Annotated in this window: 24 protein-coding genes; 8 read left to right on the top strand and 16 right to left on the bottom strand. The window is 67.2% G+C overall.

Going from position 1 to position 24438, the window contains the following annotated elements; all coding sequences use genetic code 11:
- Positions 1-12: 12 nt before the first annotated feature.
- Genes AC07NC_RS00325 through AC07NC_RS00315 form a run of 3 tightly spaced genes read left to right on the top strand, consistent with a single transcriptional unit; the run spans position 13 to position 4212 of the window.
- Positions 13-1230, top strand: a complete 1218-nt coding sequence (locus tag AC07NC_RS00325) for a serine hydrolase domain-containing protein (RefSeq protein WP_494568221.1) — start codon at positions 13-15, stop codon at positions 1228-1230.
- Between the two features lie 34 nt (positions 1231-1264).
- On the top strand, positions 1265-2581 hold the full coding sequence (locus tag AC07NC_RS00320) for a spinster family MFS transporter (protein ID WP_494568220.1): 1317 nt from the start codon (positions 1265-1267) through the stop codon (positions 2579-2581).
- On the top strand, positions 2581-4212 hold the full coding sequence (locus AC07NC_RS00315) for a carboxylesterase/lipase family protein (RefSeq protein ID WP_494568219.1): 1632 nt from the start codon (positions 2581-2583) through the stop codon (positions 4210-4212). The genes AC07NC_RS00320 and AC07NC_RS00315 overlap by 1 nt, the downstream gene beginning before the upstream one ends.
- A 637-nt stretch (positions 4213-4849) precedes the next feature.
- Here AC07NC_RS00315 and guaA read toward each other — a convergent pair.
- From guaA to guaB, 5 genes are read right to left on the bottom strand one after another with little or no spacing between them, the layout of a single operon-like run.
- Positions 4850-6412 carry a glutamine-hydrolyzing GMP synthase gene (guaA, locus tag AC07NC_RS00310; RefSeq protein ID WP_494568218.1) on the bottom strand — a complete coding sequence of 521 codons (1563 nt, stop codon included), beginning with the start codon at positions 6410-6412 and terminating at the stop codon, positions 4850-4852.
- Positions 6409-7113 carry a 5'-methylthioadenosine/S-adenosylhomocysteine nucleosidase gene (locus AC07NC_RS00305; protein ID WP_494568217.1) on the bottom strand — a complete coding sequence of 235 codons (705 nt, stop codon included), beginning with the start codon at positions 7111-7113 and terminating at the stop codon, positions 6409-6411. The genes guaA and AC07NC_RS00305 overlap by 4 nt, the downstream gene beginning before the upstream one ends.
- Entirely contained in the window at positions 7113-8414 is a 1302-nt protein-coding gene (locus AC07NC_RS00300) for an RsmB/NOP family class I SAM-dependent RNA methyltransferase (protein ID WP_494568216.1), read from the bottom strand. The genes AC07NC_RS00305 and AC07NC_RS00300 overlap by 1 nt, the downstream gene beginning before the upstream one ends.
- Before the next feature lie 14 nt (positions 8415-8428).
- Positions 8429-8821: an MAPEG family protein gene (locus AC07NC_RS00295; protein WP_372706049.1), complete on the bottom strand. Its 393-nt coding sequence runs from the start codon at positions 8819-8821 to the stop codon at positions 8429-8431.
- 4 nt (positions 8822-8825) lie between these two features.
- Positions 8826-10283, bottom strand: coding sequence for an IMP dehydrogenase (gene guaB / locus AC07NC_RS00290; protein WP_008259075.1), 1458 nt, complete (start codon positions 10281-10283; stop codon positions 8826-8828).
- Between the two features lie 127 nt (positions 10284-10410).
- Between guaB and AC07NC_RS00285 the strand changes: the two genes are divergently transcribed.
- Entirely contained in the window at positions 10411-10953 is a 543-nt protein-coding gene (locus tag AC07NC_RS00285; protein WP_494568215.1) for a DUF2061 domain-containing protein, read from the top strand.
- 25 nt (positions 10954-10978) lie between these two features.
- On the opposite strand, the gene AC07NC_RS00280 is transcribed toward AC07NC_RS00285, so the two are convergent.
- The gene (locus AC07NC_RS00280; protein WP_035305198.1) at positions 10979-11689 is read right to left on the bottom strand and encodes an RlmE family RNA methyltransferase; all 711 of its coding nucleotides are present in this window, start codon (positions 11687-11689) and stop codon (positions 10979-10981) included.
- 72 nt (positions 11690-11761) lie between these two features.
- Here AC07NC_RS00280 and AC07NC_RS00275 point away from each other — a divergent pair, with 72 nt between their 5' ends.
- Entirely contained in the window at positions 11762-12223 is a 462-nt protein-coding gene (locus AC07NC_RS00275; RefSeq protein ID WP_008263882.1) for a peptidylprolyl isomerase, read from the top strand.
- Positions 12224-12282: 59 nt separating this feature from the next.
- Here the strand turns inward: AC07NC_RS00275 and AC07NC_RS00270 are convergent, their stop codons facing one another.
- From AC07NC_RS00270 to AC07NC_RS00245, 6 genes are all read right to left on the bottom strand, one after another.
- Positions 12283-12759, bottom strand: a complete 477-nt coding sequence (locus tag AC07NC_RS00270) for a hypothetical protein (protein ID WP_494568214.1) — start codon at positions 12757-12759, stop codon at positions 12283-12285.
- A 15-nt stretch (positions 12760-12774) separates the two neighbouring features.
- On the bottom strand, positions 12775-14178 hold the full coding sequence (locus AC07NC_RS00265) for an MBOAT family O-acyltransferase (RefSeq protein ID WP_494568213.1): 1404 nt from the start codon (positions 14176-14178) through the stop codon (positions 12775-12777).
- On the bottom strand, positions 14178-15434 hold the full coding sequence (locus AC07NC_RS00260) for a GDSL-type esterase/lipase family protein (RefSeq protein WP_292101069.1): 1257 nt from the start codon (positions 15432-15434) through the stop codon (positions 14178-14180). The genes AC07NC_RS00265 and AC07NC_RS00260 overlap by 1 nt, the downstream gene beginning before the upstream one ends.
- 2 nt (positions 15435-15436) lie before the next feature.
- Positions 15437-16321 (bottom strand): SGNH/GDSL hydrolase family protein, encoded by an 885-nt coding sequence (locus AC07NC_RS00255; protein ID WP_494568212.1) that lies wholly within the window; start codon positions 16319-16321, stop codon positions 15437-15439.
- A 90-nt stretch (positions 16322-16411) separates the two neighbouring features.
- Entirely contained in the window at positions 16412-16825 is a 414-nt protein-coding gene (locus tag AC07NC_RS00250) for a DUF2177 family protein (protein ID WP_008260687.1), read from the bottom strand.
- Positions 16826-16835: 10 nt separating this feature from the next.
- Entirely contained in the window at positions 16836-17861 is a 1026-nt protein-coding gene (locus AC07NC_RS00245; RefSeq protein ID WP_494568211.1) for an SAM-dependent methyltransferase, read from the bottom strand.
- 151 nt (positions 17862-18012) lie between these two features.
- Between AC07NC_RS00245 and AC07NC_RS00240 the strand changes: the two genes are divergently transcribed.
- From AC07NC_RS00240 to AC07NC_RS00230, 3 genes are all read left to right on the top strand, one after another.
- Positions 18013-18753 (top strand): CoA transferase subunit A, encoded by a 741-nt coding sequence (locus tag AC07NC_RS00240; RefSeq protein ID WP_494568210.1) that lies wholly within the window; start codon positions 18013-18015, stop codon positions 18751-18753.
- The gene (locus tag AC07NC_RS00235; RefSeq protein ID WP_035305214.1) at positions 18753-19409 is read left to right on the top strand and encodes a 3-oxoacid CoA-transferase subunit B; all 657 of its coding nucleotides are present in this window, start codon (positions 18753-18755) and stop codon (positions 19407-19409) included. The genes AC07NC_RS00240 and AC07NC_RS00235 overlap by 1 nt, the downstream gene beginning before the upstream one ends.
- A 160-nt stretch (positions 19410-19569) precedes the next feature.
- Entirely contained in the window at positions 19570-20523 is a 954-nt protein-coding gene (locus AC07NC_RS00230; RefSeq protein ID WP_494568209.1) for a hypothetical protein, read from the top strand.
- A gap of 15 nt (positions 20524-20538) precedes the next feature.
- On the opposite strand, the gene AC07NC_RS00225 is transcribed toward AC07NC_RS00230, so the two are convergent.
- The 4 genes from AC07NC_RS00225 to AC07NC_RS00210 form a co-directional block, all read right to left on the bottom strand.
- A complete protein-coding gene (locus tag AC07NC_RS00225; protein ID WP_494568208.1) occupies positions 20539-21189 on the bottom strand; it encodes an ABC-type transport auxiliary lipoprotein family protein in 651 nt (216 codons plus the stop codon).
- A complete protein-coding gene (locus tag AC07NC_RS00220; protein ID WP_292147979.1) occupies positions 21186-22124 on the bottom strand; it encodes an MlaD family protein in 939 nt (312 codons plus the stop codon). The genes AC07NC_RS00225 and AC07NC_RS00220 overlap by 4 nt, the downstream gene beginning before the upstream one ends.
- Positions 22125-22201: 77 nt before the next feature.
- Complete coding sequence (locus AC07NC_RS00215) at positions 22202-23041, bottom strand: ABC transporter ATP-binding protein (protein ID WP_035305223.1); 840 nt, start codon at positions 23039-23041, stop codon at positions 22202-22204.
- On the bottom strand, positions 23038-24156 hold the full coding sequence (locus AC07NC_RS00210; RefSeq protein WP_035305225.1) for an MlaE family ABC transporter permease: 1119 nt from the start codon (positions 24154-24156) through the stop codon (positions 23038-23040). The genes AC07NC_RS00215 and AC07NC_RS00210 overlap by 4 nt, the downstream gene beginning before the upstream one ends.
- Between the last annotated feature and the right edge of the window lie 282 nt (positions 24157-24438).

Here is a 24438-nt window from a genome sequence, read left to right as displayed (position 1 = left end):
CCGTTCGCATCGATGCCCGAAGCTCTCGGTTTCGATTCCGGGCGTCTCGCCCAGCTCGACCGCTACATGGCGGGCATGGTCGAGACGGGGATGGTCGCGGGCACCTCCACCCTGCTGATGCGCCACGGCCAGGTCGCCGCCTTCACCACCTTCGGCAAGGGGCGGCTGGACGACGAGGCGCCGCTGGGCCGGGACGCCGTCTTCCGCATTTACTCCATGACCAAGCCCGTGACCGGTGTGGCCATGATGATCCTGTTCCAGGAGGGGCGCTGGACGCTGGACGACCTCGTCACGGATCACCTGCCCGAACTGAAAGGCCAGAAGGTCTTCGCCGGCGTCGCCGACGACGGAACCCTGCAGACCGAGGCGGCCATCCGCCCGCCGACGATGCGCGAACTGATGAGCCACACCGCCGGGTTCGGCTATGGCCTGTTCGACGTGCACCCGCTCGAGCGCGCCTATCGCGAGGCGGGCGTGATGACCGCCGACAGCCACGAGGACCTGCTGGCCCGCGCCGCCCGGATCCCGCTGATGTTCCAGCCGGGCACAGAGTGGTTCTACTCCATCGCCACCGACCTTCAGGCCCTGGTGGTGAAGCGGCTGTCGGGCATGAGCTTTGGCGACTTTCTGCGCACCCGCATCTTCGAGCCCCTCGGCATGATCGACACCGGCTTTCACGTGCCGGCGGATCAGGTTCACCGGCTGGCGGAAATGTACCGCGACGACGGGACCGGCAGCCTGAAAGTCGCCGCCGAGGCCTTCGACATGCCCATCAACGACTACACTCGCCCGCCCCGTTTCGAGAGCGGCGGCGGCGGCCTGGTGTCGACGGCCGTCGACTACGCCCGCTTCTGCCAGATGATCCTGAACCGCGGAGAACTGGACGGGGTTCGCATCCTGAATTCCGAGACCGTCGATCTGATGGCGACCAACGTCGTCCCCGAGGCGGTGCTCAAGACGACCAATCCCCTTCGCCTGCTGCCCTTCAATCCGGCGTTCGGCTTTGGCCTGGACTTCGCCATCGCGATCGATCCCCAGGCGCTCGGCATGGCCGAAGGCCGCGGCACGCTGAGCTGGGGCGGGGGCGGCGGGACCTGGTTCTGGATCGACCCGACCAATGATCTGATCTTCGTCGGCATGATCCAGCGCATGGCCGATCCCGTCAGCAACGAATTCCGCGCCCAGGCGCGGGCCCTGACCTACGCCGCCCTGACCCATCCCGAGAAATAGACGAGCCAGAAGCTCGCTTCACCGAGGAAACGACATGAGTGCAACGCCGATCGAATCCGAAGGCCCGCCCGCCGCAATCACACCATCGGTCGGCCGGCGCGCCTGGGTCGCGCTGGGGGTGCTGTGGTTCATCTATGTTCTGAACTTCCTGGACCGGCAGCTGCTCTCCATCCTGGCAAAACCGATCCAGGATTCACTGCACATCACCGATGGACAATTGGGCCTGCTCGGCGGCCTGTATTTCGCGTTCTTCTACTGTTTCATCGCCATCCCCGTCGGATGGCTGGCCGACCGCACGAACCGCGTGGCGGTGGTCTCCATCGCCTGCGGACTCTGGAGCGCGGCGACCATGGCCTGCGGTCTGTCGCGCACCTTCGGCCAACTGGCCGTTTCGCGTATGGCGGTCGGTTTCGGCGAGGCGGGCGGCGTGCCGCCGTCCTACGCCATCATCACCGACTACTTCCCTTTGGGACGCCGCGGCATGGCGCTGGGTCTGTTTAATCTAGGACCGCCCGTAGGCGCGGCCCTAGGCATCGCCTTCGGGGCGTCGATCGCCGCCGCATTCAGCTGGCGTGACGCCTTCATCGCCATCGGCGTCCTCGGCCTGATCGTCGCCGCCCTGACGCCGGTTCTTGTCAAGGAGCCGAAGCGCGGCGGACTAGACCAGGCGGCGGGTGCGGCGCCGCTCACCCGGGCGCCCTTCTGGGGCACGGTGCGCATGTATTTCTCAACCCCTACGCTGGTTCTGGCGGCGCTGGGCAGCGGCGCCACCCAGGTGATCACCTACGGTCTCGGCAACTTCTCGGTTCTGTTCCTGATGCGTGAAAAGGGCATGACGCTGAACGACGTCGCCCTGTGGTACGCCCTGCTGGTGGCCGTGTGCATGGGAGGGGGCATCTTCGCGTCGGGGTGGTTGATCGACCGGTTCACGCGGCGATCCAAGAAGGCCTATGCGCTTTTGCCGGCCATCTCGCTGACGCTCGCCATCCCCTTCTATATCGCCTTCGTCTGGGCTCCCTCCTGGCCGCTGGCGCTGGCTCTGCTCTGTGGACCGACCTTCCTCAACTATTTCTACCTGTCGTCCTCGGTCGCCCTCGTCCAGGAAGAGGTGAAGCCGAACCAGAGGGTCATGTCGGGCGCGCTTCTACTGTTGGTCATGAACTTCATCGGGATGGGCCTGGGTCCGACCTATGTCGGCGCCGCCAGCGACTATTTCCACGCCGCCCATCCGGACAACTCGCTTCAGATCGCCCTCTACACCCTGACGCCATTCTATGTCGTGGCGATCAGTCTGTTTCTTTGGCTGGCCAAACTTCTGGGCCGCGACACGTCAAGAGAAGGAGCCGTCTGATGTTCCGCCAACTCGTTTCAACATGTGCGGCCCTCGCCTCCATCGCCGCCGGCTCTCCGGCCACCGCGCAAACGCGTCCCGTCGTGACAGCACCGGCGGGCGCCGTGCGCGGCATGACAGAAGCCGACATCGCCAGTTTCAAGGGCATTCCGTATGCATCGCCCCCCGTCGGGGCGATGCGCTGGCGACCGCCCTCTCCAGCTCCCGCCTGGAGCGGCGTTCGCGACGCCAGCCGATACGGCTCCGCCTGCATCCAGCCGACGCCCCGCGTCCAATCAATCTATTCCGCTGATCTCGGCCCGACCAGCGAAGACTGCCTGACCCTGAACATCTGGACGCCGTCTACGATGGGCAAGGCGCCGGTCATAGTCTGGATCCACGGCGGGGCGCTGGTGACCGGCTCCAGCAAAGAAGCTCTGTATGACGGCGCCCGTCTGGCCCGCGAAGGCGTCGTGGTGGTGTCGATCAACTACCGTCTCGGCATCCTGGGCTGGCTGGCGCATCCGGAATTGAGCGCGGAGAGCCCCGCAAGCATATCCGGCAACTACGGCCTCATGGACCAGATCGCTGCGCTCGAATGGGTGAAGCGGAACATCGCGAGCTTCGGCGGCGATCCGGACAATGTCGCCATCGCCGGCGAGTCGGCCGGCGGCCTGAGCGTCCTCTATCTGATGGCGTCGCCGCTTTCGCGGGGTCTGTTCGGCCGGGCCATCGCCCAAAGCGCCTACATGATCTCCACGCCGGAACTGAAACAGCCGCGGCACGGGGCGCCGGCGGCGGAGGCGGCCGGCGCCGCCCTCGCCCGGACCCTTCAAGCGCCCAGCCTGCGCGCCCTGCGGGGGATGGACGCCCAGGATATTACCGACCGTGCCGCACTCGGCGGCTTCGCCACCTTCGGCGTCGTCGATGGCATGATCCTGCCGCGTCAGATCGTCGATGTGTTCGACCGGAACGAGCAGGCCAAGGTCCCTGTCCTGGCGGGCTTCAACAGCGGCGAGATCCGATCCCTGCGCATGCTGGCTCCCGTCGTTCCCGGCGCCGCCATCGACTATGAGCGCACGATCCGCGACCGGTACGGCGATCTAGCGGAAGAGTTCCTGCGTCTCTATCCCTCGTCCGACATGGAGGAGAGCATCCTCGCCGCCAGTCGCGACGCCCTCTACGGCTGGACATCCGAACGGCTCGTCCGCTCACAGACGGCGGCCGGCCAACCGTCCTTCCTCTACCTGTTCGACCACGGCTATCCCGCTGCGGACGCGGCGGGGCTCAGAGCGTTTCACGCCAGCGAACTGCCGTATATGTTCGGCGCACTGAAGCGCACGCCGCCGCGCTGGCCCGAAATACCGGACAATCCGGAAGAGGCGCGTCTCAGCGACGCAATGGTCGCCTACTGGGCCAGCTTCGTGCGCGGCGAAGCGCCCCATGCCAACGGAGCGCCCGCCTGGCCGCCCTACGGGTACGACGCGGCCTTCCTGCGGTTAGACGACGTGCCGACGGCGGAAACAAACCTGTTCCCCGGCATGTTCGAACTTCACGAAGCCGCCGTAGAAAGCCGCCGTAACGCTGGCGACCAGCCGTGGAACTGGAACACCGGCCTGGCTTCCCCTAGCCTCCCTCCATCCCTCCAATAGCCAATCATAAGGGCCATACGGAGCGGATGACAGGTTTCGGTCCTCAGAACCGGTTGGTTGGGACCATCGGAGATACGATGATCATCGCGCAGCAGCTTCCGACCGGTAAGGCGTAGCCTCTCATTGAGGCCGGCCAAGTGGCGTTCAACAGCGTACACTCGACCCTTCTTGCAGCCGCCAGCGCGCTTCTCCTAGCGCTAGCCTTCGGTGCTTCTTCTGCTGAAGCCTCGCCCAGTCACCTGACCAGCTTCCTCACAGCCACCGCCCGGGAGCCGGCGTAAACTGACGATGCTGATCCCGCCAACGGCGCCGGTGATCGCCTGAGCGGGCAAATCGCGGCGTCCATTCCTAGCCCAGATCTCAGCAGCAGCCCTTTTCAACGAAATCGATCAGTTTGCAGCGAAGCGCCCTGTCTGAAAGCGGCCTTTTACGCGTGGCGGCCATCTATGCCGGAAACAGACAATTGGATTGGCCGAACAAGTCAGGATCGAGCCTTAAGAACGCTCGAAAAATCGCGCCTCGCTGCGACCCACCACCGTAGGGCTACGGGATCGCCCAGTCTGAACTCGACCGCTAAAATCGCTCTGTCATCAACGAGAACGCTTCGTCAGAGGCCGTTCCCGCATGCCTGCTATCCTCACTCCCACTCGATCGTCCCTGGCGGCTTCGACGTCACGTCATAGACGACGCGGTTCACCCCGCGGACCTCGTTGATGATCCGTGTCGCGGTCTTGGCCAGGACGTCCCAGGGGAACTGGTAGAAGTCGGCGGTCATGCCGTCGGTGGAGGAGACGGCGCGCAGGGCCAGGACCTTTTCATAGGTGCGGGCGTCGCCCATGACGCCGACGGTCTTGACCGGCAGCAGGACGGCGAAAGCCTGCCAGATGCTGTCGTACAGCCCGGCCTTGCGGATCTCGTCCAGATAGATGGCGTCGGCCTGTTGCAGGGTCTCGACGGCCTCGGGCGTGATCTCGCCGGGGATGCGGATGGCCAGGCCCGGTCCCGGGAAGGGGTGGCGGCCCACGAAAGCGTCGCTCAGGCCCAGTTCACGGCCCAGGGCGCGGACCTCGTCCTTGAACAGTTCGCGCAGGGGTTCGACGAGTTTGAGCTTCATATAGTCGGGCAGGCCGCCGACATTGTGGTGGCTCTTGATGACGTGGGCCTTGCCGCTGGACGAGGAGACGCTCTCGATCACGTCGGGATAGAGGGTGCCCTGGGCCAGGAACTCGGCGCCCTCGATCTTGGCGGACTCGCGGTCGAACACCTCGATGAACAGGCGGCCGATGGTCTTGCGCTTGGTCTCCGGGTCGGAGATCCCGGCCAGCTCGCCCAGGAACTCCTTGGACGCGTCCACATGGATCAGCGGGATATTGTAGTGCTCGCGGAACAGGGTGGTGACCTGGGTCGCCTCGTCCTTGCGCAGCAGGCCGGTGTCGACGAAGACGCAGGTCAGTTGGTCGCCGATGGCCTCGTGGATCAGCACGGCCGCGACGGAACTGTCGACGCCGCCGGACAGGCCGCAGATCACCTTGGCGTCGCCGACCTGTTCGCGGATCTGGGCGATCTTCTCGTCGCGATAGGCGGCCATGGTCCAGTCGCCCTTCAGCCCGGCGATGCCATGGGTGAAGTTCTTCAACATCTGGTGGCCGCGCGGGGTGTGCATCACCTCGGGGTGGAACTGCACGCCGTAGAAGCGGCGGGTCTCGTCGGCGATCACCGCATAGGGCGAACCGGCCGAAGAGGCGACGACGTCGAAGCCCTCGGGGATGGCGACGATCTTGTCGCCATGGCTCATCCAGACCGTCTCCTCTTCGCCGACCGAGGCCAGGTCGGCCAGCAGGGGCGAGGCTTTCTCGACGGTGATCTCGGCGCGGCCGAACTCGCGGGTGTGGCCGCCCTCGACCTTGCCGCCCAGCTGTTCGCACATGGTCATCTCGCCGTAGCAGATGCCCAGCACCGGCACCCCGGCCTCGAACACGGCCTGCGGCGCGCGAGGGCTGCCTTCCTCGTGCACGCTCTCGGGACCGCCCGACAGGATGATGGCGGCGGGGTTCATCCCCGCCAGAGCGGCCTCGGCCTTCTGAAACGGATGGATCTCGCAATAAACGCTGGCCTCGCGCAGGCGGCGGGCGATCAGCTGGGTCACCTGGCTGCCGAAGTCGACGATGAGGACCTTCTGGTGGTCGTGCGGCGTGGTCATGGCGTGATCGAATCCGGGGCGGGAGGTTGCGCGGGGTCTTGGCCTTGTGCGGCCGGGATTTCAAGGGCGGCGAGGCCCTCGGCCTCCAGCACGGCGATCAGACGGTCCAGGGCGGCGGCCAGGTTCTCGTCCACATGGTGCAGGGTGGACGTCCAGTCCTCGAGCGCCTTCAGTTCGGTCCGGCCGTCCGACACGCCGCGTAGGGCGACCAGGGGCACGCCAGACGTCTGGGCCGACCGGACCAGGGCCCAGGTCTCCATGTCGACCATCTCGGCCTCGATGGCGTCATAGGCGGCGCCGGAGACGACGTTGGCGCCGGTGGACAAGGTGGCGGTCGGCACGCCGGGGATCGGGCACGGCAGGGCCAGGATCGCAGGATGCTCCAGCAACGGGGTCACGCCCTTGGGGAAGCCCAAAGGGCTGGCGTCCATGTCGCGATAGGCGACGGAGGAGGCCTGATAGACGCAGGCGTGGTCCAGCACCCGGGACCCGCACGACCCCAGCGAGACGATCAGGTCCGGCAGGCCGCCCGCCGCTTCCAGCCGCGCCAGGGCGGCGGTCAGGACGACGGCGGCCTCCACCGGACCGACGCCGGTCATCAGGGGCTGGATGCGGGCGCGCAGATGGTCGCCGTATTCGGCAGGCGCAGCCATGACGTAGAGGACCGAAACCTCGCCGTGCCGCGCCAGCCCAGCCTTCATCAGGCGGCGCGCTGATAGACGGCGGCGAAGAAGCCGTCGGTGTCTGCGGTCGCCGGCGACAGTCGCAGACGCGCGCCGGACGCCAGTTCGGCGAACCTGGCCCGCGCGGCCTCGGTCAGTTGCGGCGCTGACAGCATGTCGGCGACGGGGACCGGTCGGAAGTCGGGATTCGCCGCCTCGAAGGCGTCGGCGCTGGCCTCGTTCTCGCGGGCCAGCATCGAACAGGTGACATAGACCAGACGCCCGCCGGGCTTCACCAGCTTGGTCGCCTGGCTCAGGATGCGGACCTGAAGCGCGTGCAGCTTCTCGACCTCCTCCGTCGTCAGACGCCAGGCGTCCTCGGGCCGGCGCCGCCAGGTGCCGGATCCCGAACAGGGGGCGTCGACGAAGACCAGATCGGCCTGGCCGTTGACGGCTTCCAGCCCGCCGCCGTTCTGGCCGATCAGCACCAGCTCGGCCTCGACGCCCGCGCGTTGCAGGCGAGGGCGGATGTTCTCGAGCCGCTTGTTGACGACGTCGGAGGCGATCAACTTGCCCTGCCCGCCCATCGCCTGGGCCAGACCCAGGGTCTTGCCGCCGCCGCCGGCGCAATAGTCCACCACGGTCGCGCCGGGTTGCGCGCCGGCCAGCCAGCAGACGATCTGGCTGCCTTCGTCCTGGATCTCGAACTTGCCGGCCTTGAACCCATCCAGCGCCTGGATATTGGGCGGCGGCTCCGACGGCACGCGCAGGCCCAGAACCGACCACGGCGTGCGGGCGACCGCCAGACCGGCGTCACGCAACTCGACCTCGACGGCATCCACCGTGGCGGCCGCGTCGTTCACACGCAGGTCGATGGGCGCGCGCGGCGCCATCAGGGCATGGGCCTCTTCCGCCCAGCGCTCCCCGAAGGTCGCCTTGAAATCCTCGACCACGAACTCGGGCAGACCGGCCGCGACCCAGCCCGGCAGTTCCCCCTGCCCCGCCGTGATCCGGCTGCGCTCCTGTTTCGACAGCGGACGCGGACCGTAGCCGTCGCCCGAGTGCAGCGCCTCGATCTCTTCCACCGACAGGCCGTCAATGGCGTGCAGCGATCCGATCACCAGGGCCCGACCGTCTTCGCGCCCGCCCATGATCCACGACAGTCGGCCGCGCGCCCGCAGCACCTTGTAGACATGATCGGCGATGGCGCGCCGGTCCTTGGACCCGGCATAGCGGTTGGCGGTCCCCCAGGCTTTCAGGACGGTTTCCGCCGGTTGGTTGCCCTGGGCGATGGAGTCCAGGACAGAGGCGGCGGCGGCGAGACGGGCGGCTGGGGTCAATGCGGACTTTCAGATCAAAGGAACAGGGAGGTCAGGACCATGACCAGTCCCGCGAGCGAGACCAGCCAGACCAGCGACCGGATATAGGGAATACCGAGGGCGTAGAGCGGCACATAGACGACGCGCGCCCAGAAATAGAGAGCCGAACCCCACACGGTCAGGGCGCTGGAAGCCTCGATCACATGGGCGATCAGCACCGCGCCGATGAACAGCGGCAGGGTTTCATACAGATTGGCCTGGGCCCGCTCGAGACGGCCGGTCAGCGGCTTCTTCGCCGCCGGCGTCTCGTCGCGCGGCCCCGCATTCCACTTCGAACCGAACTCGACCGTCCGCGCCCCGGCCGGCAGGAAGACCTGCACCAGCGCCAGGATCAGCGTCAGGGCCAGATAGGTCAGTTCGGTCGTCATGGCCTTATCCCTGTCTGTAGTTCGGCGCCTCGCGCGTGATCATCACGTCGTGGACGTGGCTCTCCCGCAGGCCCGCGCCGGTGATGCGCACGAAGCGCGCACGCTCCTGGAAGTCGGCGATCGTGCCGGCGCCCACATAGCCCATGGAGGCGCGCAAGCCCCCGACCAGTTGGTGCAGAACCGGGGTGATCGGCCCCTTGTACGGCGTCTGACCCTCGATGCCCTCGGGCACCAGTTTCTCGGACGAGACTTCCTTCTGGAAGTAACGGTCGGCCGAGCCGCGCGCCATGGCGCCGACCGAACCCATGCCGCGGTACGACTTGTAGGACCGGCCCTGGTACAGGAAGACCTCGCCGGGGCTTTCGTCGGTGCCGGCGAACATCGAGCCCATCATGGCTACATTGGCGCCGGCTGCGATGGCCTTGGCCAGGTCGCCCGAATATTTGATCCCGCCGTCGGCGATGACCGAGGCGCCCGTGCCCCTGGCGGCCCGCGCTGAGTCCATCACGGCCGTCAGCTGCGGCACGCCCACGCCCGCCACGATCCGGGTGGTGCAAATGGAGCCGGGACCGATGCCGACCTTGACCGCATCCGCGCCGGCGTCGATCAGGGCCCGCGTCGCATCATAGGTGGCGACGTTTCCGGCGATGACCTGCAGACGGTTCGACTCGCGCTTGATCCGCTCGACCACCTGGGCGACCGAGGCCGAGTGGCCGTGGGCGGTGTCGATCACCACCACGTCCACGCCGGCGTCGGCCAGGGCCATGGCCCGCTCATAGCCCGCATCGCCGACGGTCGAGGCCGCCCCGACCAGCAGACGACCCTGGTCGTCCTTGGCCGCATGGGGGAAGGCCTGGGCCTTCTCGATGTCCTTCATGGTGATCAGGCCGACGGCCCGATAGTCTTCGTCCACCACGATGACCCGTTCGATCTTGCGGGTCTTCAGCAGGTCGCGCGCCTCTTCACGGCTCGCGCCCTCGCGCACCGTGATCAGGTCGCCGGTCGTCATCAGCGAGGCGGCCGTCAGGTTCAGGTCGTTCTCGAACCGCATGTCGCGGTGGGTCAGCATGCCGACCAGCTTGCCCGTGGCCGGATCGACCACCGGGAAGCCGGTGATCTTCTTGCGGGCCACGATCTCACGCACTTCGCCCAGGGTCGTCTGCGGGCCGACGGTGACCGGATTGACCACCATGCCGCTCTCATAACGCTTGACGGCGCGGACCTGATCGGCCTGCTCCTCGATGGTCATGTTGCGGTGAAGCACGCCCAGGCCGCCGGACTGGGCCATGGCGATGGCCAGGCGGCTTTCCGTCACCGTGTCCATGGCGGACGACAGCAGCGGGATGTTCAGTTTGATGTCGCGTGTCAGCTGGGTCGAGACATCGACCATCGCCGGCATGAACTCGGACGGGCCGGGTTCGAGCAAAACATCGTCGAAGGTCAGTCCTTCGCGTATCTCCATAGGGAGTCTCCGTTTTGCGGGCCGCGTATAACGGTGCGGAGGGGGCCACGGCAAGGGTCTTGCGGCTTATGGACCCGATAGATTTTATTGGTTTGCAACCGAGGGGGCCAATGACCATTCTTGCAACATGGTCGGCGTCCTCCTCAGCACCGCGCGCAAACTGGCTCTGAAGATCGCCAGCTACGGCGTCATGCACCTTGTGGTGGCCATTCTGGTGGCCTTCGCCATCACGCGCGACTGGCGTATCGCCCTGGCCGTCGGCATGGTCGAACCCTTCTTCCAGACCATCGCCTATTCGATCCACGACCGGGTCTGGCACCGGGTCGAACGCCGCCGCATGGCCTCCAACATCGAAGAGGCGGCCGAGGCCTTCACCGCCCGGCTCGACATCATGTCGCCGGACGAACAGACCCGCGTCCACGACCACCATGGCCACAGCCACGCCCTGCCCCGCTCGTTCAAACAGGTGGCGGTCAAGACCGTGACCTATGGCGTCATGCATTTCGCTGTCGCGGTGGCCGTGGCCTACGCCCTGACCCAGGACATCCGCACAGCCCTGGCCATCGGCACCATCGAACCCCTGGTCCAGACGGTCTTCTTCACCGTCCACGACCGCATCTGGTCGCGCATCGAACAGCGCCGCGCCGGCCGGCAGCCGGCGACGGCCTGAGCCTCGGCGGCGCCGATTCCGCCGCCTACCGCTTGTTCAACGCCACCAGAAACACCTCGGCGCTGTCTTTCCGGCTCGACGCAGGCTTGACGTATTTGACCGTCTCGAACTCCTCGCGCAGTCGCGCCAGAACCCCTCCGGCGTCGCCGCCCTGGAAATTCTTGGACACGAAATTCCCGCCCGGCCGAAGGGTGCGGATGGCGAAGTCGGCGGCGATCTCGATCAGGGCGATGATCTTCAGGTGGTCGGTCTGGCGGTGGCCGACCGTATTGTGCGCCATATCCGACAGCACCAGGTCGGGCGCCCCGCCGATGGCGTCGATCAGTTGCTGGTCCACGCCCGGATGGGTGAAGTCGGCCTGCAACAGGGTCGAACCCGGGATCGGCTCGATCATCAGCAGGTCCACGCCCGCCACCGCGCCGGCCCCGCGATTGACCGCCACCTGGATCCAGCCGCCCGGCGCCGCACCCAGGTCGATGACCTTCGAGCCGCGCTTGATCAGGTGGAATTTGTCGTCGATCTCGATCAGCTTGAAGGCCGCGCGCGAACGCCAGCCCTCGGCCCGCGCCTTCTCGGACCATTTGTCGGCCAGCTGGCGTTTGATCCATTGCTGGCTCGACATCGACTTGGTGTCGGCCGTCTTCATTTTGGTGCCCATGCCGCGCCCGGCGGCGGTGCCGCCCGTGGGCGGTTTGACCATCCGGCGGCGTTCTTGGGGCTTTTCGTCTTCACTCATCGTTCCCACATAGCCCCGACCGGCGTTGCGGGCTATGTCCCGCCTCAAATCAACCCCAAGAGGACGACCGAAATGGCCGACACCCTGACCTTCACCCTGGACACCGGCGACGGCGAAGCCCGCGACGTGGTCATCAAGCTGCGCCCCGATCTGGCCCCCGGCCACGTCGAACGCATCACCGAACTGGCCTCGGAAGGCTTCTACGACGGCGTGGTCTTCCACCGCGTGATCGCCGGCTTCATGGCCCAGGGCGGCGACCCCACCGGCACCGGCACCTCCGGCTCCAAGAAGCCGAACCTGAAGGCCGAGTTCTCGGCCGAGCCGCACGTGCGCGGCGTCTGCTCGATGGCCCGCACCGCCGATCCCAACAGCGCCAATTCGCAGTTCTTCATCTGCCTGGACGACGCCACCTTCCTGGACCGCCAGTACACGGTCTGGGGTGAAGTCGAATCCGGCATGGAACACGTCGACGCCCTGCCCAAGGGCGAGCCGCCGCGCGCGCCGGGCAAGATCGTCAAAGCGACGGTCAACTAAGACTCGTCCCACCCTCGAAACCGTATCGGCTCGGCCGATGCGGTTTCGAGGCCTGCGGTCTAGGAGCGATCCTCGGCCGCGCCGTCGAACTGAACCGCCTGGCCGTCGCGCCAAGCGTCACGCAAGCCGTCCACCGGCAGGTTCGCGCCCAGCAGGGCCAGTTGATCGACCCACACCGTCGCCAGTTTGTCGACTGTGGACTGGCCCCAGCCCGGCGGCTGCTGACGCGCCCAGTTCTGCAAAGACTCCGCATTGAAGATCATCAGGAAGGCGCAGGCCACGAACAGGGTCTGGCTGGTCCATCGCCGCGCCCGCGACGCCTCGCCTTCTTCGTCCAGAGCCGGCGCCGGGGGAAAGGCGAACCGGCCCAGGGCGACCAGGGCGTTCTCGCGCGTCGGCAGGTCGTGGGCGTCGGCGGCGCCGATCCAGTCGCTGGACGGATCAGCCGCCACCGGTTCGTCCAGCGGCGGAAACGGCGACACCGGCGGGTGCGCCTGTGTCGGGAAGGGATCGACCGGGTCCGTGGGATCGCTCATCGTCGGTTCAACGCCTCAGAACTGGAAATAGATGAAGGGCGCCACGCCCTCGGGCCGCATCGCCTCGACCAGCAGGATGGCCGCCCCGATCAGCACCCCGAGCGTCGGCGACGGCGCCGTCTTCAGCCGCTCGGCCAGCCCCTCGACCGCGCGCGGCGGCAGCCCGTGCATCGCCAGCCCGCCGACGATCAGAACCAGCACGAAGGGCGTCACCAGGCTGAACGCCTCGAACCGTCCCAGCCCGGCCAGCATCTGCATCGCCAGGTCAAAGGTCTCGGCCCGGAACAGGATCCATCCCAGGCAGACGACATGGAAGGTGATCAGAATCCCCAGCCAGGTCGGGATGACCTTGCGGTCCTTCACCACTGCCCGGCCCAGCCGTTCCACCACCTGCGCCCCGCCGTGCAGCGCGCCCCAGGCCACGAAGGTCCAGGCCGCCCCGTGCCACAGCCCGCCCAGCAGCATGGTGATCATCACATTGAGGCATGACGACCACAGCCCTTTGCGCCCCCCGCCCAGCGGCACATACAGATAGTCGCGCAGCCAGCTGGACAGGCTAATATGCCACCGCCGCCAGAAGGCCTGCATCGAGGCGGCCCGATAAGGCTGGTCGAAGTTGCGCGGGAAGGAATAGCCCAGCAGGGCTGCGATCCCGATGGCCATGTCCGAATAGGCCGAGAAGTCGCAGTAGATCTGGACCGCATAGGCATAGACCGCCGCCGCTATGTCGATCGCCCCATAGGCCGACGGATCGAAGAAGACCGGATCGACCAGCCGCGTCGCCAGCTCGGACGCGATCACCGTCTTCTTGAACAGGCCCCAGACGATCAGCAGCAGCCCATGGGTCGCCATCTCGCGCGTCAGCCGGGGCACACGCGCGAACTGCGGCAACAGGTCCGACGCCCGCACGATGGGCCCCGCCACCAGATGGGGGAAGAAGCTCATCAGCAGCATGACGTCCAGCAGGCTCTCGGCCGGCGCCGTCTTGCCGCGATAGACGTCGACCACATAGCTGACGCCCTGGAAGGTGAAGAAGCTGATCCCCACCGGCAGCACCACCTGCAACAGGGGGAGGTCCCGTTCCCAACCGAATTGGGCAAGCAGATCAACAGCCTGTTCGACGAAGAAGCCGTAATACTTGAAGAAGCCCAGGATGGTCAGATTGGCGGCCACGCCCAGGCCGACCCACAGTTTGCGCCGACCCGCCTGGTCGCTGCGCACGATCAGGGCCGCCACGCCCCAGTTCAGCACGGCCGAGGCGATCAGCAGCCCCACGAACCGCCAGTCCCACTGGGCGTAGAAGAACCAGCTGGCCAGCAGCAGGAACAGTTTGCGCCGCCCGTTCTCCCGATCCAGGCTCCAGCTGACCAGATAGACGAACAGGAAGAAGACCGCGAAGGCCAGGGTCGGAAACAGCATCAGTCCGTCTCCCCCTTGGCCGCCGTCCAGCGGTCATAGGCCCCAATCAGATCCTCGCTCAGCACCCCGCCGATCCATTCCGTCCCGATGGAGGTGAAATGCACCCGGTCGGGCCGCATATAGGGTTCGGGCAGCGTCGCAAGCCGCTCCGCCGAACAGTCGCCCCCCATACGTCCGTACCAGTCCCAGAAGGCGACGCCCGTCTCGCCCGCGACTCGCCGCTGCACATCCCGGACCACCGCCAGCGACGCCGGGGCCGCCCGCGATCCGTCCGCCCCACAACCGCCCGCCATGCCTGACTTGAGCCCCTCCGGCGCCCCCAGGATCAGCAGCGACGCTCCCGGCGCCAGCCGCCGCAGCCGCTCGATCTGGCCCCGCAGCATGCCAGCGTAGGCCTCGGACTCCACCCCTTCAAATCCATCATTGACGCCAAAGGCCAGAATGATCAGCGACGGCCGCCACGCCTCCAGCTCCGCCGCGACCACGGCCTGATCCCGCGCCGCCAGATCCCGCAACTTCGCCCCGATCACACCCAGGTTCGACACCACCACGCCCGGCCCGCGCCGCTCGATCCAGACATCGTGCACGGTCACGGCCCCCGTCGGACTCAGCCTGACGGAAGTCGTCGCAGCGCCCAGCCGCAGGCTCCGACACAGGGGGGCCGCCTCGGTCGCGCGGAACTCCGCCTCGACCGTCTCTTCCGGCGTCGTCACCGTGATCCGTCCCGCCTGCGGCCCGCTGTCGCCGCACAGCCCCACAATGTCGAAGGCCGCGCCCGGCTCGGCGGTCAGGCTCAGCACCGCTCCCTCGACCGCCTCCGACCGCGCCCCGCTCAACCCCGCCCTCAGCGTCGCCGCCCCGTCCGGCCCGGTCAGGGGCGCGACCGATATGGGCCAGTTGTTGGCCGTCACCTCGACCTGCATCGGTCCATAGCCGGCATAGGGAACCCCTGGCGGCAACACCCCGCGCCCGCCCGCTCCGAACCGGGCCTGCAACCGTGCGCGCAGGGCGCCGGTGATCCGATCCCCGGCCGTATGGCTGTCGCCCATCTGAAGAATATGGACCGGCCGCTCGCCCTGGCCGATCTCCGCCGCCCGCAAGGCCTCGAATACCCCCTCCAGCGCCTCGACGCCGCAGATGCCTTCAGGACAGACCGACACCCCCGGCCCCGGCGCGGGCATGGGCGCATAGGGGACCTCGGTCCCGCTCTGCATCCCCAGCATCAGCACCGCCGCCCCCACGGCCCCCAGGCTCATGGTCAGCCGGTCGTCTGCAGCCGGGCCGCCGCCGCATCCAGGCCCGCGTCGCGCTTCAGCCGCTCCGCCACCGGCGCACCGATGCGGCGATAGCCGGCCATGGTCATGTGGATCCCGTCATTGGCCCGCATCAGCTGCGGCCGCCCGCTCGCGCCGGGCAGATAGGCCGCATATTCGCCCGCCGCATCGGCGGTGACGCCGGTCGTCTCGATCAGGGGCACGCCCAGGGCCGTCATCCGTTCACGCACCACGGCGTTGATCACCGCCATCTTCGCGTCGAACCCGGCCCGTTTCATCTTCGGCAGCCCAACCCAATAGACGGCCACGTCATTGGCCCGCAGCAGGCCGACCAGATCGTCGATCCGTTTCCCATAGGCCGCCTTCCAGCCGGGCGTGCCGAAGTCATGGATCACCCCGTCCAGGCTGATGCCCTGGGCGTCATTGGTCCCGAACATCACCACCGCCGCATCGACCGGCGTCTCGCTCAATTGCCGCGCCGTCTTGGCCTGGATGTCCACATAGTCATAGCGGGACAGGCCGGTGGAGACCGCGCTGAACTGGGTCACAGTGACCCCCTTCTCGCCATGCAGATCACGGTACAGGGCGGCCCAGAGGCCGTCCGCCATCGAATCGCCGAACACGCCGATCCTCAGTTCGCCCTGCGCGAGCCGCGCCTTCAACGGCGTCGCTGCGGCCTTCGCGACCGGCGCCGGCGCCGGGCTCTCGACCGGACTGGCGACCGCCGGCGGACTGGCCGAGGCGTTGGCGGTTCCGCCCAGCATCAGGGTCGGATGGCGCAGCCAACCGCGCCCGTCCGGCGTCAGCATCAGGCCGATCACGACCCCGACGACCAGGGCCGCCGTCAATCCGTTGATGCCTGCGCGCAAGACCGCCCCCGTCGAAAACAGGGTTAGCTATAGCTTAACGACCCCGCCCTGCGCCATGCCGGTCCCGTGTCAGGCGAAACGACAGCGACCTCAGCCGAACCGCCCCTCGGCCCAGCGCGCGGCGAAATAGCCGCCGGTCGCCGAGATCGTGGTCAGAACCGTCCCCCAGATCAGGTCGATCACCGTCAGCTTGGTCTGCCAGATCTCCAGCGTCGCCTGATTGGTCAGGTCATAGGTGGCGTAGGCGACGAAGCCCAGCGCCGCCCCGTTGATCGCCGCCCGCGTCCAGCTTCCGTCCTTCAGGGCCGGGGCGATGGCCAGGAAGACCGTCCCGGCGATGGAGATCAGATAGAACAGCACCGCCGCCCTCATGTCCGGCTTGTCCGCCAGGATCGGCCCCAGCACCGGCTTGTAGAACCGGTCGGTCATGGTGGTCAGCCAGACGGCGTCGATCACCGCAAAGGTGATCCCGGCGCCCAGATAGGCGAAGACATATTTGATCACGACAAACTCCTCAGGTGGGTTTCAGGCGATAGTGGCTGACCGCCCAGGTGCGGCCCCGGTCGTTGCCGAACAGACCGGCGGTCGCCAGGTAGAAGCGCCGCCAGCGCCGGGTCCACAGCTTGGCGTCGTCGCCATAGGTCTCGCGCATCAGCACAGCGATCCGCACAGCGTTGCGATCCATATTGGCCAGCCAGTCATTGGCGGTGCGGGCGTAGTGGCCGCCGTTCCAGGTCCACTCCTGCTCGACCGCGAAAAGGTCAGGGAACTGCCGGATCAGACCGTGGCTGGGCATGATGCCGCCGGTGAAGAAATGCTGGGCGATGAAGTCGCCGCTGTCGGTGTGATCGAACCGATAGGGGGCGTCGCGGTGGGTGAAGACATGGATGAACATCCGCCCTTCCGGCTTCAGCCAGGACCGGGCCTTGGTCAGCAGGGCCCGCCAGTTGGCCATATGCTCGAACATCTCGACCGAGACGATCCGGTCGAACCTATGGTCGGTGTCGAACAGGTTCATATCCTGGGTCACGACCGTCAGATTGCTCAGCCCCCGCGCCCGGGCCTGGGCCTCGATATGGCCCCGCTGCCCGTGACTGTTCGACACGGCCGTGATCCGCGCCCGGGGATAGGTCTCGGCCATCCACAGCGACAGCGAACCCCAGCCGCAGCCCATTTCCAGAATGGCCTGACCGTCCGCCAGATCGGCGTGGGTGCAGGTCGCCAGCAGGGCCGCGACCTCGGCCTGGTCCAGCGTCTCCGTCCCCGTCGGATACAGGCAGCACGAATATTTCAGCCGCTCGCCCAGGCACAGGCGGAAGAACTCGGGCGGCAGTTCGTAATGCTGCCGGTTCGCCGCATCCGCATGTTCGGCGATGACCCGCTCGGCCATCTCGCGCGCGAACGCCGCCGGGTCATGCGGCCCGTCGCGATCCAGGCGCCGACGCGCCTCCGTGACCAGACTGTCGATCGCCGGGCGGGTGACGAAGTCCGGAAAGGGCGCGTCCTGCAGCTGGCGAATGGCGACATTGGTCAGGTTCATGCAGGCGCTCCCGTCAGATCACGAGGGATACGCTTTGGGGCGACATTCGGATGCGGCGCGATTGCCGCCGCGACCGCTTGCCCGCAAGATCGCTTCCGGACTATGAGCGGAAGACGCCGCGATATTCATCAGACGGTGAAAAGGGAGAGCGATGGAAAAGATCTATGCTGACGTCACGTCCGCGCTGGAGGGCCTGACCTTCGACGGCATGACGGTCATGTCCGGCGGCTTCGGCCTGTGCGGCATCCCCGAGAACCTGATCGCCGCCCTGCGCGACAGCGGCGTCAAGGGGCTGACGGTCATCTCCAACAACGCCGGGGTCGACGGCTTCGGCCTGGGCCAGCTGCTCGGCACCCGCCAGATCGCCAAGATGATCTCGTCCTACGTCGGCGAGAACAAGGAGTTCGAGCGCCAGTATCTGGCCGGCGAACTGGAGCTGGAGTTCAACCCGCAAGGGACCCTGGCCGAACGCATCCGTGCCGGCGGCGCCGGCATCCCCGCCTTCTTCACCGCCACCGGCGTCGGCACCCTCGTCGCCGAAGGCAAGGAGGTTCGCGAGTTCGACGGCCGCAAATACGTGATGGAGACCGGCCTGATCGCCGACCTGTCCATCGTCAAGGCGTGGAAGGCCGACGAGCGCGGCAACCTAGTGTTCCGCAAGACCGCCCGCAACTTCAACCCGATGATGGCCACCGCCGGCAAGGTCACCGTCGTCGAGGTCGAGGAGATCGTCCCCGTCGGCTCGCTCGATCCCGACCACATCCACACGCCGGGCGTCTATGTCGACCGCCTGATCCAGACCGTGTCCGAGAAGCGCATCGAACAGCGGACGGTGCGTCATAGGGAGCCGGGCTCAAGTAGCGAAGCGGTAGCCCAAGGAGGGCATGTCTGATGCCCCGTACCCGCGAACAACTGGCCGAACGCGCCGCCCAGGAGCTTCAGGACGGCTTCTACGTCAACCTGGGCATCGGCATCCCGACCCTGGTGGCCAACTACATCCCCGCCGGCATGACCGTGACCCTGCAATCCGAGAACGGCATGCTGGGCATGGGCCCCTTCCCCTATGAGGGCGACGAGGATCCCGACCTGATCAACGCCGGGAAACAGACGATCACCGAGATCCCCGAGTCGTCCTACTTCAGCAGCGCAGACAGCTTCGCCATGATCCGCGGCGGCCACATCAACCTGTCCATCCTGGGCGCCATGGAGGTGGCCCAGAACGGCGATATCGCCAACTGGATGATCCCCGGCAAGCTGGTGAAGGGCATGGGCGGGGCCATGGACCTAGTCGCCGGCGTCAAGCGCGTGGTCGTGGTGATGGAGCACGCCAACAAGCACGGCCAGTCCAAGGTGCTGAAGGCTTGCACCCTTCCCCTGACCGGCACGGGCGTGGTCAGCCGCATCATCACCGACCTGGCAACCTTCGACGTCAAGCCTGACGGCGCTGGCCTTGAACTGATCGAACTCGCCGACGGCGTCACCCTGGACGAGGTCGCCGCCAAGACCGAGGCCGCCTACACAGTGGCGGCCGGGTTGAAGGCGACCTGAAGCGCCCGTTCGGGGTCGCCTAATCGAACCTTGTTGGGTGATGACGCGCCCGCTAGTGTCGATGACCCGGAGGTCCTGCGTGACCTTCGGATGCGACCCCAGGGCGCCCGCTCCCCGGCATCCAACGCCTCTCAAGGCGAGAACAGGCGACCTCCGTCACATGGCGACTTCGCTCCAGGCGCGGCCCGCAGCCTCCGACGGCCCCGCCTTGCCGGAAGCGGCCGATCTCGGCGCCCGTCTGATGGCGCGCCAGGCGGGCGACCGCCGCTTCGGCGCCCCGATCCACGCCTGGTATCCGGTGCGCGCCGCTCGGACCCGCACCGCCACGCGGGCTCAGCTTCACGGCGAATGGATCGACCTGCCGGCCACGGTGGCCCCGGACGCCGTCCAGACGACGGCCTGCGGCGGTTGGCGACTGATCAACCGCCTGGGACTGATCTGGGCCTGCCCCGCCGGCTCCGTCGCCCCGCCCGACCTGCCTCCGACGCCCGAGGCGCCCCTCGCCCTGATCGCCTACTCCAAGGCTCCCGCGCGCGCCGACTACGACCAGGCAGTCCTGGGCCTGCTGGACCCGGCCCATGTGCCGATGATCCATAACGCCTGGTGGTGGCGCAGCCAGGCGCGACGCACCAAGACCAAGAGCTACAGCCCCTCGCCCTTCGGTTTCACCGCCATCGCGGCGGACGCCTTCGCCTCCACCCCCGCCTATGATCTGGTGTCCGAGGACCGCAAGGTCAGTATCGAGTTCCGCCTGCCGTCGATCCGTCTGGAACGCGTCACGGCCCGCGGGTTCGAGCTGATCAATCTGACCACCGTCACGCCCCAGGCGGAAGGCGACGTCGTGATCCGCAACCTGATCCTCTGCTCGGTCGCCGCCCTGCGGTTCGGCAGCCCGCTGCTGTCGGCCTGGGGCCGGACCTTCCTGCGTCAGGACGTGGCCATACTGGAGCGGCTCGAGGGCCGCAGCCCGCATCTGCCGCTGGTCTTCGCCGGCGACCCGGATCGCCCGTCCGCCTTCTATTTCGCGTCGAAGGCCGCCCTGCTCCGCGCCCAGCGCGACGACGCCCCCTACAGGAACCCGGTCGGCGCCGAGTCCCTCCAGTGGGTCACCTGAGCCGGGCCCCAGCCCTCACTTCGCCGACTGAATCGTCCAGTCGGCGATCTGGGTGTTGATGTCGCGCGTCGCCGTGTCGAAGGCGGCGACGATGGCCGAGATCCGGTTCTCGCCCGCCGGCTGGGTCACATTGAAGACCCGCTCCACCGATCGCCCCTGTTCAGGACGGATCGCCGCATCCCCGCCGGTGCGACGCTCGGGCGTCGAACGCAGCTGGGCGCGAGCGGTGATCACCACGTCCGGCGTCGCCCCCGGCGCGTCGTAGCGCGCTTCGAAGCGCGTCACCGTGACCTGCAGCACCAGCGGCGGCGTGCCGGGTTCGCGTCGGCCCAGAACGCGGATCTGGTCGGCCCGATTGGCGAAGGCCGCCTTCAGGCTGTCGTCGAACAGGGTCGCGGCGGGCGACACCCAGCGCGCGCCGCCGATATAGGCGGTTTCCGTCCCCGTGACGCCCAGGATCCGGTCGTCGCCGGTCGCTTCCGGAAACTCGATCCGGCGGATCGACACCGACAGGGGGGCGGGCGTGTCGCCCTCTGCCGAAGGAGCGTCCAGCGGCAGGCCGAACCGGTAGTTCTGCACCGGGTCCGGCGTGGACAGCAGAGAACAGCCGCCCAGCGAGACGACGACGCCGGCGACGGCGCCCAGTTGCACCAGGGAACGGATCACGGCTGCACCTCCAGCTCTTTCGATTGCGGTTTGCCGATGAAGTCGCGCGGGCTGGCGCGGACGTCGTCGATCAGGGCCTGCAGCGACCGGGTCGCCTCCTGCAGTTCCTCGATGGTTCCACTCAGTTGCGGCAGGCTGGACGTCGCGAAGTCGCCCAGCGGTCGTTCCAGCCCGGTGATCGAGCGGTTGGCCGAGGCGATGGCCGTGCGGGCCTCCGCCGTCGCCTGGTTGATGTTGGCGATGGCTTCGCGGCCGTCGGTATTGACGACGGCGCGCATGTCGGCCGCCAGCCCCTGATACTCAAGGATGGTGGCGTTGGCGTTCTTCACCGCCGCCTCCAGCTCGGCGAAGATGGCCTTGCGGGCCTCCAGCTCGGTCGTCAGGGCCTCGACGTTCTTCACACTGGTCGAGAAACTGCGGATATTGTCGTCGGACATGACGCGGTTGATGCGGTTCAGCGCATCAACCGTCTGGGCCAGCACCGTGCCCGAGCCGCTCAGAAGCTCGGCGATCGGCGACGGCTGGCTTTGCAGCACCGGCACCACATTGTCCGGATACTGGTCCTTCAACAGGGCGCTGTTGGGCGAGCCGGCGGTGATCTGGATATAGTTCAGGCCTGTGATGCCCTGCGGCTCCAGCTGGGCGCGGGAGGTCACGCGCACCGGTGTCGTACCGTCCACGCGAACCCGCGCGATGACCTGGTCGCCGCGCTTGGTGTCGATGTTCAGGTCGGTCACCTCGCCGACGCGGATGCCATTGAAATGCACCTCGCCGCCTTCCGACAGGCCATTGACCGGCCCATAGAAGACGATGTCGTAAATGTCGTAGTCGCTGTTGAACTGCAGTCGGGCCAGCCAGATGGTGAACACCGCCAGCGCCGCCATAAGGCAGACGGTGGCGATCCCGACGGCGGCGTAGTGTGCGTCTCGTTCCATACTCGGCTCTCCTCAGGCCGCGGTCTCGAGCGCGCAGCAGGCGAAAGTAGTCGCCGGTTTCGCCGCCCGCTGCGCGCTCATTTTGACATTTCCGGTTCCGACCGCGCCGAGGCGCGGTCGGAACCGTGGGCGGCGCGACCGCGCGGCCCCAGGAAGTATTCCTTGATCCACGGATGGTCGGAGCGTTCCAGCTCCTGCACCGTGGCCTTTTCGACGACCCGTTTGTCCGCCAGCACCGCCACCTCGTCGCAGATGGCGTACAGGCTATCGAGGTCGTGTGTAATCATGAAGACGGACAGGCCCAGATCGTCGGCCAACTGCCGGATCAATTCGTCGAAGGCCGCCGCCCCGATGGGGTCCAGGCCCGCCGTCGGTTCGTCCAGGAAGACCAGTTCGGGATCCAGCGCCAGGGCCCGCGCCAGACCGGCCCGCTTCTTCATCCCGCCCGACAGCTCCGCCGGCTTCAGATGATGATGCTCCGGTTTCAGACCGACCATGGCGATCTTCAGCTCGGCCAGTTCGTACATCACCGACTTGGGCAGTTTGGTATGTTCGACCAGGGGCGCCGCCACGTTCTCGAGAACGGTCAGGGATGAGAACAACGCCCCCTGCTGGAACAGGATGCCGGTGCGCTTCTCGATATCCGCCGCCTGATCGTCCGTCAGGGTGGCGCGGTCGTAGCCCAGCACCTTGACCGACCCGCCCTCGGGCTCCTTAAGGCCGATGATGGTGTTCAGCAGCACGGTCTTGCCCGCGCCCGATCCCCCGACCACCCCCAGGACCTCGCCCCGTTTCAGGTCCAGGTCCAGGTTCTCGTGAATGGTCCGGTCGCCGAACTGGCTCAGCAGGCCGCGCACCTCGATCAGGTTCTCGGTCTTGTCCTCCGGGGCGGCGGCCGACATCGTCGCATCGGTCATATGTCCAGCTCCAGGAACATCAGGGCGAAGACCGCGTCCAGCAGGATGATGGCGAAGATCGCCTGCACCACCGCCGCCGTCACCCGCCGGCCCAGGCTCTCGACATCCCCGGCCACCGACATCCCCTGACGACAGCCGATGGCGGCGATCACCAGGGCGAAGACCGGCGCCTTCACCAAGCCGACCATCATGTGCTGGGCCATGCTCCCGTCTTCGACCAACCGCTGGAAGAAGAAGGCCGGCCCCAGGTTCAGGGAGCTCCAGCACACGATCAGACCGCCCAGCAGGCCGCCGATCATGCCCATGAAGGTCAACAACGGCAGCATCAGCACCAGGGCCGCCAAGCGCGGCACCACCAGGGCCTGGAACGGATTGACGCCCATCACCTGCATGGCGTCGACCTCCTGGTTCATCCGCATGGACCCGATCTCGGCTGCAAAGGCCGAGGCCGACCGCCCCGCCAGCAGGACCGAGGCGATCACCACCGCGAACTCGCGGAACATGGCCACGCCGATCAGCTGGACCGCGAAGACCTGGGCGCCGAAGTCGGTCAGCAGGTCCACGCCGATGAAGGCCACGACCGCGCCGATGAAGAAGTTCGTCACCATCACGATGGGGATGGCGTCCAGACCCGCGCGCTCGGCCTGGCTGACCCAGGCGGGCCAGCGGATGCCGCCTGGATTTTTGGCGGCCTCGACCACGGCCTCCATCAGACGTCCCAGGAAGGCCAGGGACAGCATGGCCTCGGCCCCGAAATCATAGACGCCCCGCCCGATCTTGGCGAAGGCGCGGGTAAAGGCGCCTGGCTGCTTCGGCGGAGGCGAGCTCTTGCGCTCCAGGGCCTCGATCATCGTGTAGATGCGGCCCGCCTCAGGCCGCTCCGTCCACGCCGACTTGGGCACGCCGCAATGCGACGCCTGCACCAGGGCCAGGGCGCCGGCCGTGTCGAAACGGCCCAGGTCGCGGGTGTCCACGCTTTCGATCTTGCGGCCGTCAAGATCCTTGCCGAGCCGTTGCGGCAAACGGCCCAGGGCCGTCGTCGTCCAGTCGCCGACCAGGCGCAGCTTCGCCGTCCCGTCGCCGGCGTCCGTGATTTCGTAATCGGTCTGGCTCATCGCGCCCCGGAAGTCAGAACGGGCATCAAGCGACTTCCCAACCTATGAAGGGGACCGCCGAAAACCCGACACGCCTCATGGTCAAGCCCAAGAGGGAAGTCAACGCGCGATGACATTTGCACGGCGCTTTCCTTTCGCACTGTGTCGGACCTGCGTCCCCCATAGGATATTCCCCACCGCCACGCTGGCGCTACAACGGCAACGCCGCCAGAGCGGATTCGTTCGTTCTTCAACCGATAAGGCGTCGCGCGGCGGTCAGATCCTCGACGAAGGCCCGTTGCG

It is taken from the genome of Brevundimonas sp. GW821-FHT10A07 (assembly GCF_059415785.1).
The sequence above is the reverse complement of the archived record's forward strand: the minus strand, read 5'-3'. Positions and strand labels throughout refer to the sequence as shown.

Excerpts from the sequence above, each read along its gene's own strand:
- AC07NC_RS00325 (WP_494568221.1), top strand. The coding sequence starts at position 13 with ATGCCCGAAGCTCTCGGTTTCGATTCCGGGCGTCTCGCCCAGCTCGAC.
- AC07NC_RS00320 (WP_494568220.1), top strand. The coding sequence starts at position 1,265 with ATGAGTGCAACGCCGATCGAATCCGAAGGCCCGCCCGCCGCAATCACA.
- AC07NC_RS00315 (WP_494568219.1), top strand. The coding sequence starts at position 2,581 with ATGTTCCGCCAACTCGTTTCAACATGTGCGGCCCTCGCCTCCATCGCC.
- guaA (WP_494568218.1), bottom strand. The coding sequence starts at position 6,412 with ATGACCACGCCGCACGACCACCAGAAGGTCCTCATCGTCGACTTCGGC.
- AC07NC_RS00305 (WP_494568217.1), bottom strand. The coding sequence starts at position 7,113 with ATGAAGGCTGGGCTGGCGCGGCACGGCGAGGTTTCGGTCCTCTACGTC.
- AC07NC_RS00295 (WP_372706049.1), bottom strand. The coding sequence starts at position 8,821 with ATGACGACCGAACTGACCTATCTGGCCCTGACGCTGATCCTGGCGCTG.
- guaB (WP_008259075.1), bottom strand. The coding sequence starts at position 10,283 with ATGGAGATACGCGAAGGACTGACCTTCGACGATGTTTTGCTCGAACCC.
- AC07NC_RS00285 (WP_494568215.1), top strand. The coding sequence starts at position 10,411 with ATGGTCGGCGTCCTCCTCAGCACCGCGCGCAAACTGGCTCTGAAGATC.
- AC07NC_RS00280 (WP_035305198.1), bottom strand. The coding sequence starts at position 11,689 with ATGAGTGAAGACGAAAAGCCCCAAGAACGCCGCCGGATGGTCAAACCG.
- AC07NC_RS00275 (WP_008263882.1), top strand. The coding sequence starts at position 11,762 with ATGGCCGACACCCTGACCTTCACCCTGGACACCGGCGACGGCGAAGCC.
- AC07NC_RS00270 (WP_494568214.1), bottom strand. The coding sequence starts at position 12,759 with ATGAGCGATCCCACGGACCCGGTCGATCCCTTCCCGACACAGGCGCAC.
- AC07NC_RS00265 (WP_494568213.1), bottom strand. The coding sequence starts at position 14,178 with ATGCTGTTTCCGACCCTGGCCTTCGCGGTCTTCTTCCTGTTCGTCTAT.
- AC07NC_RS00260 (WP_292101069.1), bottom strand. The coding sequence starts at position 15,434 with ATGAGCCTGGGGGCCGTGGGGGCGGCGGTGCTGATGCTGGGGATGCAG.
- AC07NC_RS00245 (WP_494568211.1), bottom strand. The coding sequence starts at position 17,861 with ATGAACCTGACCAATGTCGCCATTCGCCAGCTGCAGGACGCGCCCTTT.
- AC07NC_RS00240 (WP_494568210.1), top strand. The coding sequence starts at position 18,013 with ATGGAAAAGATCTATGCTGACGTCACGTCCGCGCTGGAGGGCCTGACC.
- AC07NC_RS00235 (WP_035305214.1), top strand. The coding sequence starts at position 18,753 with ATGCCCCGTACCCGCGAACAACTGGCCGAACGCGCCGCCCAGGAGCTT.
- AC07NC_RS00230 (WP_494568209.1), top strand. The coding sequence starts at position 19,570 with ATGGCGACTTCGCTCCAGGCGCGGCCCGCAGCCTCCGACGGCCCCGCC.
- AC07NC_RS00220 (WP_292147979.1), bottom strand. The coding sequence starts at position 22,124 with ATGGAACGAGACGCACACTACGCCGCCGTCGGGATCGCCACCGTCTGC.
- AC07NC_RS00215 (WP_035305223.1), bottom strand. The coding sequence starts at position 23,041 with ATGACCGATGCGACGATGTCGGCCGCCGCCCCGGAGGACAAGACCGAG.
- AC07NC_RS00210 (WP_035305225.1), bottom strand. The coding sequence starts at position 24,156 with ATGAGCCAGACCGATTACGAAATCACGGACGCCGGCGACGGGACGGCG.